The sequence below is a fragment of the Roseateles sp. genome (assembly GCF_039595595.1).
In the GTDB taxonomy this organism is placed as follows: domain Bacteria; phylum Pseudomonadota; class Gammaproteobacteria; order Burkholderiales; family Burkholderiaceae_C; genus Roseateles.
The window spans coordinates 39,963-53,294 of sequence record NZ_JBCNLG010000002.1 but is presented as its reverse complement, the minus strand read 5'-3'; the positions used below and the strand labels follow the sequence as shown (position 1 = coordinate 53,294).

The window sequence follows — 13,332 nt, the reverse complement described above, 5'->3', positions numbered from 1 at the left end:
GGGCCGGTGGACGCGGGCTCAGGCCTTGCCGTCGCCGGCCGGATCGAGCCGCTGGGGGGAATCGGGCGTGGCGGCGGCGTCGCCCTCGGGTTGCAGGGCCAGCAGCAGCGCGGCCAGCAGCGCCAGCGCGACCCCGGCCAGCTTGGTGCCGCCCGGCGCGGTGCCGCTCATGGCCATCGACGCGAGCGCCGTCAGCAGCGGCGCGCCGGCGTTGACCAGCGGCGAGACGACCAGCGCCTTGCCATGCCGGAAGGCGTAGACCAGCGTCAGCGCGCCCACCGCGTTCAGCAGCTGGATCAGCGCGGCCAGGCCGGGACCGTTCCAGCCCCAGGGGATGGGCTTGGAGAAGTCCGTCATCCACAGCGCGGCCGGGATGCACAGCAGCGCGCTGACGGTCATGTAGAAGAACACGCTCTCGGCGCTGGCGGCGTTGTTGGCGGTCTTCAGGAAATAGGCCTGCAGGCCCCAGGCCGCCATCACGATCAGCGCGAGGACGAACCACAGGCCCAGCGCTTGAGCCTGGGCCGGCTGGCCAGGCTGGTAGTCGAACAGCGGCAGCGCGCACAGCGCCAGCACGATGCCGGCGACGCCGAGCCGGCCGGTGCGCTCCCCCAGCAGGCCGAAGCACAGCGCGATCGTCACGCCGGGCGACAGGGACACGATCGGGAAGATCAGATACGCGGGGCCAGACTCGACCGCGCGGAACAGCAGCATCTGTCCGCCCGCGCCCAGCAGGCCCACGCTCAGGCCCTGGATCACCGCGCGGCGGTCGCGCTGCAGCCGCCAGCCGGCGCGCGCCAGCACCACCACCGCCGGCGGAATCATCGTCAGCGCCCACACGACGTAGACCAGCGTGTCCGGAAAGCCGCGCTCCGCGGAGAGCCCCGTCAGCGCGCCCCACGCGCCCCAGAACAGGGTCGTGATCAGCGCGTAGGTCAGCCAATGTCGTTGCATGGATCGCTTTCGTTTCGGCAGAAGGTGTTTTGAGCTTTCGAACGAAAGAATAGGGGAACGAAAGCGGAAAGACAACGGAAGTTTCCGTGGCGGGCTGAAATTGGACTGATTTCCAGGGAAAACCCTTGGATACGAGCGCTGAATGGATTCGTTGCGGCCAGGCACTGAGCCATAATGCTTTCGAAACTAACTTAAACGAAAGAATAATCGTCGGTAAAAACGATATGCGAAATCATTCGAAAGGCTGCGTAGACTTGCGCCAAGCCGGTTCGAGGTCCAGGGGCCGGCAGACGAGACCACCAAGGAACCAAGAGATGCGAGCTCCCCTGTCTTTCCGTTCGATCGCCGGCGTCGCGCCGCGGCCCGTGGCCGCCGCGGCGATCGCCGCGCTGGCCGCCATGGGGGCGGCCCAGGCGCAGGTCCAGCCGCCCGCCCAGGCCGCCTCCGCCGCCCAAGACGAGGATGCGAAGCCCAGGATGAAGGACGCCGATCAGACGCTCGATCGCGTCGAGATCTCCGGCACCCGCGCCAGCCTGCAGAAGTCGCTCAACCTCAAGCGCAACGCCGCGGGCGTGCAGGACAGCATCAGCGCCACCGAGCTGGGCCGTTTCCCCGACGACAACGTGGCCGACTCGCTGAGCCACATCACCGGCGTGTCGATCTCGCGCACCGCCGGCGGCGAGGGCCAGAAGGTCAGCGTTCGCGGCCTGGGGCCGGAATACACGCTGACGACCTTCAACAACCGCATCCTCGCCACCGACGGCGAAGGGCGCGACTTCGCCTTCGACGTGCTGCCCTCCGACATCATCAGCGGCGCCGACGTCGTCAAGTCCGCGCAGGCCGCGGTGATGGAAGGCGCGATCGGCGGCCTGGTCAACCTGCGCTCGGCCAGCCCGTTCGACCAGCCGGGGCAGCACGGCGTGCTGCGCGTCGAGGGCGATCGCAACCTGATGTCCAGGCTCAACGGCGGCAAGCTCTCGGCCACCTACAGCAACACCTTCGGCAAGGAATGGGGCGTGCTGCTGGGCGCGGTCTACGCCGACCGCAAGGTGCGCACCGACACGGCGGGCAACGACGGCGGCTGGACCCGCAACCCGATCTCCGACCCGGCCGCCAACTGGACCGGCAACGCCTGGGGCGGGAACATCGATCCCAACGGCAACGGCGTGCTTGATCCCGACGAGGAAGGCCTGATCGGACCGGGCCAGTTCCGCGTCGGCACGATCCAGGAACAGAAGCGGCGCACCGCGTTGTCGGGCAAGGTCGAGTGGCGGCCCAGCGATGCCGTCAAGGTGGTCGTGGACGGCATCAAGACGCGGCTGAACTCGCCGCAGGTCGGCTACCAGCAGTCCTTCTACACGCTGTTCGCGCCGGGCCGCTGGTCCAACATGCAGATCCGGAACGGCGTCGTCACCGGCTTCACGATGGACAACGCCGATCCGGAACAGCGCCTCAACCCCGAGCTGCTGAACCTGACCACGCACCGCGTCGTCGACAGCGCCGTGTATGGCGCCAACGTCGAGTGGAAGGCCAGCCCGGCACTGCGCTTCAACGGCGACGTCTACCAGTCGACCTCCAAGCGGCACTCGGGCGGCCAGGACACCTACACGGTGTTGCGCATGAACCAGCCCAACGTGACGACGGTGCAGCTGACCGGCTCGCAGGTGCCCAGCATCTCGACCACCTTCGCCGACGGCCGCGACCTGATCAACGGCCTGGCCAGCGGCCAGTTCGGCGCGAGCGACTTCAACACCCACTACCTGGGCCTGTCGGGCGACAACATCGACGACAAGATCCGCGGCCTGACGCTGAACGGCGCCTGGACGGTGGACCGCTTCAACATCGACCAGATCCAGTTCGGCGTGCAGGCCACGCGGCGTGACAAGCACCGCGACCTGGTCGACAACGCGATCAATGGCGGCGAGAACTACTACTCCGGCCAGTACGCCATCAACGTCGGGCAGCTGGGCGGCAACGTGCTCGACCAGCACCTGAGCCCGCCCAACTTCATGAACGGCGTCAGCGGCAGCTTCCCGCGCAGCTTCCTGGGCTTCGACGTGCCGGCCTACCTGGCGGCGCTGCAGGCCTACAACGGGCAGCCGCGTCCCGGTGGCGGCACCTACGATTTCAGCCAGGCCGGCCCGGTCTGGAACCCGCTGCAGAGCTACCGCGTGCGCGAGAAGACGACCTCGTTCTTCATCCAGGCGGATCTCTCCGGCGACCAGTGGAACGCCGACATCGGCGTGCGCCTGGTCAAGACCAAGACCTCGTCCAAGGCCTGGGACGCGAAGATCGCCAGCCTGACCGAGAACGGCCCCTTCAACTACACCGCCGTCTACGCCGACCCGGTGCAGATCGGCCAGGACGCCGAGTACACCTACGGTCTGCCGTCGGCCAACTTTGTCTGGCACTTCACCGACCAGCTGCAGTTGCGCCTGGGCGCGGCCAAGACGATGGCGCGTCCGTCGGTCGAGCAACTCGCGCCGACCAGCACCACCGCCAGCGTGGCCTGGGGCGACTTCACCCAGGTCTACGGCGGCAACGCCGAGCTCAAGCCCTATCGCGCCAAGCAGTACGACGCCTCGCTGGAGTGGTACTACGCGAAGAACTCGGCGCTGACGCTGGCGGTGTTCCAGAAGGACATCACCAACCAGATCACCACCAGCTGGCAGACCGGCGTGGACATCGGCGTGCCGGGCCACCTGTTCAACGTGATGAAGCCCATCAACGGCGACAAGGCCAAGGTGCGCGGCTTCGAGCTGGGTTTCCAGCACCTGTGGGACAACGGCTTCGGCGTGCGAGCGCAGTACACGCGCAACCGCTCGCGCAGCTGGGTGGGCGGCGAGGAGCGGCCGCTGGAAGGCATCGCGCCGGCGACCTCGTCGCTGGGACTGCTCTACGAGAAGGGCCCGTGGAGCTTGAGCGCCACCGCCGATCACACCGACGACTTCGTGTCGGCGATCAACGTGATCGGCCCGGGCTTCAACGAGCGCGCCAAGGCCATCACCTGGCTGACCGCGCAGGCGTCCTATGAGTTCAACCACTGGTTGAAGGTCTCGATCGAAGGCCGCAACCTGACCGATGCCAAGCAGGAGTACACGCTGGGCAACGGCGCCATCACGCTGCCGCAGGGCTACAACCGCTGGGGCCGCGCGTTCACGATCGGCGCGAGCATCAAGTTCTGACGCCGGGTTCCCGGGAAGGACGTTGGGGGTTCCACAACCACCGGGCCGCCGCGCGGCCCACCTCGAAGGAGAACTCATGAAACGATCGCTGATCCGTGCGATGGCCACCAGCCTTGCCGCCGCCGCCGCACTCACCGCCGCGGCGGGCGCGCAGGCGCAGTCGTGGTGGAAGCCCGGCGTGAACACGACCTGGCAGTGGCAGTTGAGCGGGACGCTCAACACCAGCTACAACGTGGCCGTCTACGACATCGACCTGTTCGACACCTCCGCCCAGACCATCGCCCAGCTCAAGGCGCAGGGCCGCAAGGTGGTGTGCTACTTCTCGGCGGGCAGTTCGGAGAACTGGCGTCCCGACTTCGGCAGCTTCAATGCCGCCGACATGGGCAAGGCGCTCGACGGCTGGGCCGGCGAGAAGTGGCTGGACACGCGCTCGTCCAACGTGCGCGCGGTGATGCTGAGCCGGCTGGACCTGGCCGTCTCCAAGGGCTGCGACGGCGTCGAGCCGGACAACGTCGACGGCTACGCCAACGCGACCGGCTTCCCGCTGACGGCGGCCACGCAACTCGACTACAACAAGTACCTCGCCAACGCGGCGCATGGCCGCGGACTGGCGATCGCGCTGAAGAACGACGTCGACCAGCTTGCCGCGCTCGAGCCGTATTTCGACATGGCCGTCAACGAGCAGTGCAACCAGTACGCGGAGTGCGATGGCTACTCGGTCTTCACCAGCAAGAACAAGCCGGTGTTCAACGCTGAGTACGCGTCCAAGTACAAGAACAACACCAGCGGCGCGCGCGACAAGCTCTGCACGAAGATGAAGGCCGCGAAGATCCGCACGCTGGTGCTGCCGCTGGACCTGAACGACGCCTATCGCTACAGCTGCGATTGATCCCGAGACCGCCACGATGACCGATCCGACGAGAACTCCCGTCCCCGCTGCGCTGCTGGCCGCTGCCCTGGCCGCCGCCGCCCTGTCGGCCGCCGCGTTCGTCGCCGCCCCCGCGCGCGCGGCGGGCGAGGCCCGCTACACGATGGCGGACTTCGCCAAGGTGTCCAAGATCGACGCCCACGTCCACCTGCACAACGCCGATCCGGCGTTCGTCGATGCCGCGCACCGGCTCGGCTTCAAGCTGTTGACGATCAATGTCGACTATCCGGACTTCCCGCCGCTGGACGATCAGCAGCGGGTGGCGATCGCGCTGCGCGACGCGCGTCCGGCGGACGTGGCGTGGGCGGTGAGCTTCTCGTCGGACACGTCGGATCAGCCGGGCTGGCTCGACGCGACGCGCCGCCGCGTCGATGCCGGCCTGCAGGCCGGCGCGGTCGGCGTGAAGGTCTGGAAGAACATCGGCATGAGTCTGCGCGACCGGCAGGGCCGGCTCGTCATGATCGACGACGCGCGCTTCGCGCCGCTGTTCTCCTACTTCGAGCAGCAGGGCATCGCACTGCTGGGCCATCAGGGGGAGCCGCACAACTGCTGGCTGCCGCTGGAGAAGATGACGGTGCTCAACGATCGCGAGTACTTCGCGCATCACCCGCAGTACCACATGGCGCTGCATCCGGAGATGCCGAGCTGGGAGGCGCAGATGGCGGCGCGCGACCGCATGGTGGCGGCGCATCCGAAGCTGAAGTTCATCGGCATGCACATGGCCTCGCTGGAGCGCGACGTCGATGAACTGGCCGCCTTCCTGGACCGATTCCCGCTGGCCAAGGTCGACCTGGCGGCGCGCATCGGCCAGTTGCAGGCGCAGAGCCAAAAGGATCGCGAGAAGGTCCGGCGCTTCATGATCCAGTACCAGGACCGTCTGCTGTACGGCACCGACGTCTCGCAAGCGCCGCAACAATCGGGCGCTGCATTGATGAAGGAAGTCGAGCCGGTGTGGCGCATGCACTGGCGCTACTTCAACACGGAGGAGACGTTCCAGGTGTCGGATCTCGAGCAACCGGTGCGCGGCCTGGGTCTGCCCAAGGCGGTCGTCGACAAGCTGTATCACGTCAACGCCGAGCGGAGCTTCCCCGCCGCATGGAAGGCGGCGCGATGACCGGCCGCCGCGCATTCCTTGAATGGCTGGGCGCCGCGCCGGTCGCGGCGCTCACGCCGCGCCTGGCGCTGACGGCCTTGGCGGGTGCTGCCGCGCCGGCGCGGGCGGCGCGGACGGTCGACAAGGGCCGCGGTCATGTGCGCCTGCAGGATGAGCGGTTGTCGCTGCAATTTGACGAGCGCCTGCGCAGCCGGATCGTGCGGCTGGGCGGGGCGCGCGCGATTGAGCTGACCGGCTTCGACGCCGGTGAGCAACTGATCCTGGCCGGTGGCCAGGTCGTCGATCGCTTCGCGCTCGCGAGCGCGGTGCCCAGCAGCGGCGCGACGCCGTTCGGCGCCGGGCAGCGCCTGGCGCTGAGCGGGAAGTCCGCCGCGGCCGGCATCGAGAAGACGGTGACGGTCACGCTGCTCGACGAGCATCCCGGCGTGGCGCTGCTGGAGGTGGCGTTCACCAATCGCGGCGACAAGCCCATCGCGCTGCAAGGCTGGACCGTCGCGGCGCACCGGCTGCTGGCGTCGCCGCGGCACGCGGGCGGGTGGTGGACCTATTCGGGCTCGACGCACACCGACCGGCGTGACTGGATGCAGCCCGTCAAGCGCGGCTTCGAGCAGCGCAACTTCCTCGGCATGGATTCATCGGACTACGGCGGGGGCACGCCGCTCGTGGACGTGTGGCGGCGCGACCTGGGCGTGGCCATCGGCCATCTCGACAGGTTGCCGCGGCTGGTCTCGCTGCCGGTGAAGGCGGTGGGCGAGCAGGTGGACATCGCGATGCGAGGCGACGAGCCGCGCACGCTGGCGCCGGGCGAGACGCTCGCGCTGCCACTGGCCTTCATCGCGGTGCACGAGGGGGATTGCTTCGTGCCGCTGGACCGCTACCGGCGGCTGATGAACGCGCAGGGGCTGAGCGCGCCGGAGCCGCCGCGCAGCGCGCATGAGTCGGTCTGGTGCGCGTGGGGCTATGAGCGCGATTTCTCGCTCGACCGCGTGCGCGCGACGCTGCCCAAGGCGCAGGCGCTGGGCTTGAAGTGGGCGGTGCTGGACGACGGCTGGCAGCGCCAGACGGGTGACTGGTTCGACATCGACCTCAAGAAATTCCCGCGTGGCGAGGAGGACATGAAGGCGCTGGTGGCCGACATCCACGCGCGCGGCATGAAGGCAAGGCTGTGGATCGCGCCGCTGGCGGTGGCGCCCGGCAGCGACGAGTTGCACGCGCATGCGGACCTGCTGCTGCTCGACAAGGATGGCGCGCCGCAGATGATCACGTGGTGGAACTGCCTCTACCTGTGCCCCGGCGCCAAGGAGACGCGCGAGCGCACGGCGGCGATGTTCCGCAAGATCATCGGCGAGTGGGGCTTCGACGGCGTGAAGGTCGATGGCCAGCATCTCAACGGCGTCGCGCCCTGCTTCAACCCGAGGCATGGGCATGCGAAGCCGCAGGACTCGTACGAGCACATGGCGGATTTCTACCGCGCGATGTTCGAGGCGGCGCATGCGGTGAATCCGGAAGCGGTGGTCGAGGTCTGCCCCTGCGGCACGAGCTACGCGTTCCACAACATGCCGTGGATCGATCAGGCGCCGGCGTCGGATCCGCTGTCGAGCTGGCAGGTGCGGCACAAGGGCAAGGCGCTCAAGGCGCAGATGGGGCGCTGGTCGGCGTACGCCGGCGATCACGTGGAACTCTCGACCGGCGGGATGGACTTCGCGTCGTCGGTGGGCGTGGGCGCGGTGGTGTCGACCAAGTTCACATGGCCCGAGGATCCTAAGCCCAAGGACTCCTTCTTGCTCACGCCGGAGCGCGAGACGCACTGGCGCAAGTGGATCGCGGCGCACAACGCGAAGGGACTGTCGGATGGCGTGTATCGCGGCGAGCTGTATGACATCGCCTTCGACAAGCCGGAGACGCATGTCGTCGAGAAGAACGGGGTGATGCATTACGCGTTCTATGCGCCGGCGTGGAACGGGCCGGTGACGCTGCGCGGACTGGGGCCGGGAACGTGGAAGCTTCGCGATTACGTCAATGGGGTCGAGCTGGGGCGCGTGGACGCGGCGAAGCCGACGCTGAGGGTGGACTTCAAGGAGCACCTGCTGATCGAGGCGGTGCTGGAGACGGCGGTGGATCGGCCACTCGCGAGGGCATCGCGGCTGCCGTCACGGCTCATCGGACGGGATGGATTCGCGCTGGCGTCGGCGTGGGAAGAGGCGCCGGCGCTGTTCTTCGCGCATGACTGGCGCGGCCGGCCGTTGACCGGGACGCAGTCGACACGGGTGCAGCTGATGCACGCGGAGGGAGCGTTGCATCTGCGATTCAGCAGTCGCTACAACGCGCTGACGACGCATGAGCGCGAGATGTCGGCGACAGCGATCTGGCCGATGTGGGAGCGCGATGTCGTCGAGGTGTTTCTGCAGGCGCCGCAGGACGCGGGGACGGACCGCTATCGCGAGGTGGAGGTCGCGCCCAATGGGATGGTGATGGACCTGGAGGTGCGCGGGGCGGGGCGCAGACGATTCATTGGCGAGAGCCGGGCGCGCACGGCGGTGGATGAGGTCCACCGGATCTGGACGGCGGAGCTGGTGGTGCCGATGCCGCGTGGCGGGCAGCCGCTCGACGGATGGCGGATCAACTTGTTCCGCATCGAAGGGAACAAGGAGAAGCGGCAGTTCAGCGCCTGGAATCCGACCGGAAGCGAGAAGCCCAACTTCCATGTGCCCGACGCGTTCGGCCAATTGCGGCTGGAGGCTTGATCTACTGCGAAGCGGGTTGGCCCTCTTGCTCCCTCGCCCGCTTGCGGGAAAGGGTAGGGGCGAGGGCCAGCGCCCTCCGCAGTGCGCCGTTCAAGCGCCTGCCGCGACCTTCTTCCCGCTGCTGCCAGCCTTCTTCATCGGCACGGGCTCCGGCAGTTCCTTCGCCTGGAGCATGCGGGCCTGGACCACGAGCTGGTTGTGCGCGTCGAGGAACGCCGCCGCGATGACCTTGCCCTCATTGCTGTTGGCCCATCCCGCGCCCGCCGCGCCGCCGAGCTTCCCCAGCACCAGCCCGCCCATCCCCAGGTCGGTGACCCGCACCGATCCGGTGGCCGCCGCCACCTGCTCGGTCGTCTCGTTGTCGGTCAGCAGCAGCGCCACCTGCGCCTCCTTGAGCTTGATGTGCTCGGCCGCGCCGACGAGCTTGTTGAGCACCGGGATCATTCCCAGGATGCCGCCCACCTGGCGGCCCGCGTCCTGCTCGCTGAAGGTCAGACTGGGGATCAGCGTGTACTGCGCCTCGTAGCCCTTGCCCTTGTGCACGGTGGAGCCTTCCTGGCGCAGGATGCCGGCGTCCTTCAGCTCCTGCTCCTTGATCGTCGCCTTCAGCCCCGAATTCCGATCCACGACGCGGAAGCAGCCGCTCTGCTGCGCCAGCAGCCGCACCAGTGGCAGCGGCGAATTGGGCAGGCCATTGGGCGCGCTGATCGTGTAGCCGTTGGGGTTCTCCATCAGCGACAGCGTCGCCACCGGCGCCTCGCACTTCATCAGTTCGCGATTGGCGTTGTGCGCGCCGGCCGGGCCGGCGGAGCCGGTGATCTCCGAGCTGCCTTCGCCCAGCGTCGCGCCCTGCTTGCCGCAGCCCGCGAGCATCGCCACCGCGAGTCCCACGGCGAGCACGCCGCCCACGCGGGGGAGGGAAGAACCGATGAATGCGGGGGTGCGCGCGTATGCCATGCCGATCTCCTATGCGCAAGACTGCGATGAATCAGAAACGGCGGGGACCATAGCGCAAATGTGTGGGGATGCGGCCCCCACTGATGGGTGGTGACGTCGCTGAATGTCGCGTCTGCGCGGCGCGCCTTACCGCTGGTTACCGCAGGCGCGCCTCACGCGGCGTTCACGCGAGCGGACCGAGTTGCCGGAGAATCCGCCCCTTCGGTCCTCGCGGCCGCACAAGCTGCATTCATGAACCTCAAGTCCCCGAGCCGCGCCATCGCGTGGCTGGTGTGCGCGCTGGTCGCCGCCTCGCTGTACGGCAACTACTACGTCTACGACTCCATCGGTCCCGTCGCCGACGCGCTGCAGAGCCAGCGCGGCTTCAGCGACCAGCAGATCGGCCTGCTCAACGCGATCTACAGCCTGCCCAACGTCGTGCTGATCCTGGTCGGCGGCGTGCTGGTCGACCGCTTCGGCGCGGCGCGCATGACCGTGTGGACGGCCGGCATCTGCCTGCTGGGCGCGCTGCTCACCGCGCTGAGCCCCAACTTCGCCGGCATGGCGGCCGGCCGCCTGCTGTTCGGCATCGGCGCCGAGACCTTCGGCATCGCCACGCTGGCGGCGCTCGCGCAGTACTTCGTCGGCGGCAACGTCGCCTTCTCGATGGGCTTGGCGCTGTCGATCGGCCGGCTGGGCTCGTACTCCTCGGACATGTCGCCGACCTGGTTCGCGCCTGCCTACGCGCAAGGCTGGCAGCCCCCGCTGCTGATCGCCGCCGCGGCGGCGGCGGCCTCGTTCGCCGGCGCCGTCCTTTACTGGTGGCTGGACCGCCGCGTCGCGGCCACCGACAAGGGCGCCGCCGAGAAGCAGGCCCAGCCCTTCGTCTGGCGCGACCTGCTGCACTTCGGCCGCGCCTACTGGTTCCTGCTCGCGCTGTGCGTGCTCTGGTACTCGGTGATCCTGGCCTTCCGCAGCACCTTCTCGATCAAGTACTTCCAGCACGCGCATGGCCTGGACCTGGCCGCCGCCGGGGCGATGAACAGCTACGTGTTCCTGGCGGCGGTGTTCGCGACGCCCGCCTTCGGCTGGCTGTGCGACCGCGTCGGCCGCTATGCGCCGTTCCTGGCCTTCGGCGCCGTGCTGCTGCCCATCGCCATCGCGACGATGGCGCTGACCCACGCGAGCCTCTGGATCGCCACCGCGCTGATCGGCGTCAGCTTCTCGCTGGTGCCGGCGGTGATGTGGCCGCTGGCGAGCAAGCTCGTCTCGCCGCAGCGCTTCGGCACGGCGATCGGGCTGATGTGGGTGGCGCAGAACGCCGGCATCGCGGGGGCCAACCTGGTCGCCGGCTGGCTCAACGATCGCGCCGGCGCCAGCGCCCAGAACCCGGCCGGCTACGAGCCGATGATGATGTTCTTCGGCCTGGCCAGCGTCGCCGGCGCGGTGTTCGCGCTGGTGCTGTGGCTGACCGCGGGACGCAAGGCTCAGGAGAAATCGGCCGTCTTGAGCAGCGAGCGCACCACCAGCACGTGACCGGGCAGGATTGCCGCGAGGTAGGTCCTGCCCAGCAGGTTGTGGCAGTTCACCACCGTGGTGGCGATCGCCTCGCGATGAGAGGAACCCTCGATGCGGCGGATCAGGATCGACAGCTTGAAGTCGAGGTGGCGATCCTGTTCCCCGAAGACGACCTCGTGCGGTGAGACCTCGAGCACGCGGAAGATGTCGACATGCGCCACGCCGATCGACGCGAGGTGCTCGCGCATCGCCGCGGTCGTCTTCAAGCCGAAGGGCTTGACCGCCGCATCGCGCATCGCGAGCAGCAAGCGGAACCAGCGCGGCGGATGGGAGAGCACGGTGCGCGCCAGGGCCAGCGCGTCATCCGGAGCATCGTCCGGCAGCGTGATCGCGAAGGCATCGGCCAGGTTCGCGCTGGCGTAGCTCGCGGCGAGCCGGCTCTGAGGCGGAGGAGGAAGGCAGCGGACGGCGGGCATCCGCCGCATTCCATCACGACTCGGCGCTCACGCGCCGCGCGCGGATCACGACTTCGTGATCTTCACGAAGCGCAGATTCCATCCCGGGCCGTTGGCCTTCACCGCGATCTGCTGCTGGCCGGCGGGCAGGGTGACGCGATGGGAGACCGTCGTCCAGTTCTGCCAGCCGCCCGTCGATGGCACGCTCAGCGCGCCGTACACCGGCGTCCCGCCCGCCATCTCCAGCTGCAGGCTGCCGCCGCCGTTGAGGCTGGCGACGCGGTACTCGACGGTGTAGGTGCCGCCCTGCGGCAGGTTCAGGTCCCACACCACCCAGTCGCCGGCGTCGATCCAGCCCAGGTTCTGGCCGCCCTCGCTGGACGCCTCCAGCTGCATGCCCGACTGCAGCGCGAAGCCGCTGGCGGACAGCGTCGTCGAGAAGCCGGGTGTGGCGCCGTCCTTCTTGTAGACGCGCACGTAGTCCACGTACATCTTCGCGGGGAGCTTGCTCTCGTCGATGTTCCATTGCGGCCAGTTGCCGCCGACGGCCAGGTTCAGCAGCAGGAAGAAATCGCGGTGGAACTCCTCGGTGCTGTTGACGCTGTTCGTGATGTCGGCGACGTGGAACTGCCGTCCGTCGACGAACCAGCGGATGAACTGCTCGTCCCATTCCACGGCGTACACGTGGTAGTCCGTCACGTTCGCGCCCGTGTGGCCGCCGTAGGACGCGTGGCCGCCATCCGGTCCCTGCCAGTGGATGGTCCCGTAGACGTCGGGCTCCGCGTTCACGTGCTCCATGATGTCGATCTCGCCCGACGCGGGCCAGCCCACCGAGCCGATGTTGCTGCCCAGCATCCAGAACGCCGGCCACATGCCGGCGCTCGACGGCGCCTTGATGCGGGCCTCGATGCGGCCGTATCGGAAGCTGGCGAGCCCCTGCGTCGTCATGCGCGCCGAGGTGTAGCGCATGCCACCGAAGTCCTCCCGCTTCGCGGTGATGACGAGCTGTCCGTTCTCGACCGTCGCGTTCTCGCGCCGGTAGTACTGCAGCTCGTTGTTGCCCCAGCCGCCCGAGCCGGTGCCCGTCTCGAAGCGCCATAGGGGACCGATGCCGTTGGTGAACTCGTCCTGCCAGACGAGTTGCCAGTTCTGGGCCTGCGCCGCGGCGCCAGCCAAAGTGAGCGCGATCGCGGCCAGCGATCGAATCCAGCGTGTCATGGGAGATCTCCTCTGTGCCTGTGATGGAGGAGACGCGCGCGGGGACAGCGTCGGCGCCTCCGGGGACGCCCGAATGCAGCGGTAAGCCAGTGGGACGGCTGGACGCCGCGCGGACGCCGCCACCTCTGGATGCCGACTATCTGAAAGCGCTTTCAGATTGTCTTCGGGGTTTACCCGGAACGGCCGCGTGAGTTGGTCAACCGCTGCGAGGAGCTCTCTTCCGCGCAGCCACTCAGGACCGAGAGTGATGACAGCCGTCCGGCGAATCAGCATTTCGCTG

Annotated in this window: 9 protein-coding genes; 5 read left to right on the top strand and 4 right to left on the bottom strand. The window is 68.3% G+C overall.

Annotated elements, in window-relative coordinates; genetic code table 11:
• Positions 1–18: 18 nt before the first annotated feature.
• Complete coding sequence (locus ABDW61_RS03000; protein WP_343636074.1) at positions 19–954, bottom strand: DMT family transporter; 936 nt, start codon at positions 952–954, stop codon at positions 19–21.
• A gap of 314 nt (positions 955–1,268) precedes the next feature.
• On the opposite strand from ABDW61_RS03000, the gene ABDW61_RS02995 reads away from it, so the two are divergent.
• The 4 genes from ABDW61_RS02995 (at position 1,269) to ABDW61_RS02980 (ending at position 8,925) form a co-directional block, all read left to right on the top strand.
• Positions 1,269–4,139, top strand: coding sequence for a TonB-dependent receptor (locus tag ABDW61_RS02995; RefSeq protein WP_343636072.1), 2,871 nt, complete (start codon positions 1,269–1,271; stop codon positions 4,137–4,139).
• A 76-nt stretch (positions 4,140–4,215) separates the two neighbouring features.
• Positions 4,216–5,028, top strand: coding sequence for an endo alpha-1,4 polygalactosaminidase (locus ABDW61_RS02990; protein WP_343636070.1), 813 nt, complete (start codon positions 4,216–4,218; stop codon positions 5,026–5,028).
• A 16-nt stretch (positions 5,029–5,044) separates the two neighbouring features.
• Positions 5,045–6,181, top strand: a complete 1,137-nt coding sequence (locus ABDW61_RS02985; protein WP_343636068.1) for an amidohydrolase family protein — start codon at positions 5,045–5,047, stop codon at positions 6,179–6,181.
• Positions 6,178–8,925, top strand: coding sequence for an alpha-galactosidase (locus ABDW61_RS02980; RefSeq protein ID WP_343636066.1), 2,748 nt, complete (start codon positions 6,178–6,180; stop codon positions 8,923–8,925). Before ABDW61_RS02985 ends, ABDW61_RS02980 begins: the two co-directional genes overlap by 4 nt.
• A gap of 90 nt (positions 8,926–9,015) precedes the next feature.
• On the opposite strand, the gene ABDW61_RS02975 is transcribed toward ABDW61_RS02980, so the two are convergent.
• Positions 9,016–9,798 (bottom strand): CsgG/HfaB family protein, encoded by a 783-nt coding sequence (locus ABDW61_RS02975; protein WP_343636869.1) that lies wholly within the window; start codon positions 9,796–9,798, stop codon positions 9,016–9,018.
• Between the two features lie 315 nt (positions 9,799–10,113).
• Here ABDW61_RS02975 and ABDW61_RS02970 point away from each other — a divergent pair, with 315 nt between their 5' ends.
• Complete coding sequence (locus ABDW61_RS02970; protein WP_343636064.1) at positions 10,114–11,397, top strand: MFS transporter; 1,284 nt, start codon at positions 10,114–10,116, stop codon at positions 11,395–11,397.
• On the opposite strand, the gene ABDW61_RS02965 is transcribed toward ABDW61_RS02970, so the two are convergent.
• A complete protein-coding gene (locus ABDW61_RS02965) occupies positions 11,349–11,855 on the bottom strand; it encodes a DUF2867 domain-containing protein (protein WP_343636062.1) in 507 nt (168 codons plus the stop codon). The two genes, ABDW61_RS02970 and ABDW61_RS02965, sit on opposite strands and share 49 nt — an antisense overlap.
• 45 nt (positions 11,856–11,900) lie before the next feature.
• A complete protein-coding gene (locus tag ABDW61_RS02960) occupies positions 11,901–13,052 on the bottom strand; it encodes a carbohydrate-binding protein (protein WP_343636060.1) in 1,152 nt (383 codons plus the stop codon).
• Positions 13,053–13,332: the final 280 nt, after the last annotated feature.

Excerpts from the sequence above, each read along its gene's own strand:
- ABDW61_RS03000 (WP_343636074.1), bottom strand. The coding sequence starts at position 954 with ATGCAACGACATTGGCTGACCTACGCGCTGATCACGACCCTGTTCTGG.
- ABDW61_RS02995 (WP_343636072.1), top strand. The coding sequence starts at position 1,269 with ATGCGAGCTCCCCTGTCTTTCCGTTCGATCGCCGGCGTCGCGCCGCGG.
- ABDW61_RS02990 (WP_343636070.1), top strand. The coding sequence starts at position 4,216 with ATGAAACGATCGCTGATCCGTGCGATGGCCACCAGCCTTGCCGCCGCC.
- ABDW61_RS02985 (WP_343636068.1), top strand. The coding sequence starts at position 5,045 with ATGACCGATCCGACGAGAACTCCCGTCCCCGCTGCGCTGCTGGCCGCT.
- ABDW61_RS02980 (WP_343636066.1), top strand. The coding sequence starts at position 6,178 with ATGACCGGCCGCCGCGCATTCCTTGAATGGCTGGGCGCCGCGCCGGTC.
- ABDW61_RS02975 (WP_343636869.1), bottom strand. The coding sequence starts at position 9,798 with ATGCTCGCGGGCTGCGGCAAGCAGGGCGCGACGCTGGGCGAAGGCAGC.
- ABDW61_RS02970 (WP_343636064.1), top strand. The coding sequence starts at position 10,114 with ATGAACCTCAAGTCCCCGAGCCGCGCCATCGCGTGGCTGGTGTGCGCG.
- ABDW61_RS02965 (WP_343636062.1), bottom strand. The coding sequence starts at position 11,855 with ATGCCCGCCGTCCGCTGCCTTCCTCCTCCGCCTCAGAGCCGGCTCGCC.
- ABDW61_RS02960 (WP_343636060.1), bottom strand. The coding sequence starts at position 13,052 with ATGACACGCTGGATTCGATCGCTGGCCGCGATCGCGCTCACTTTGGCT.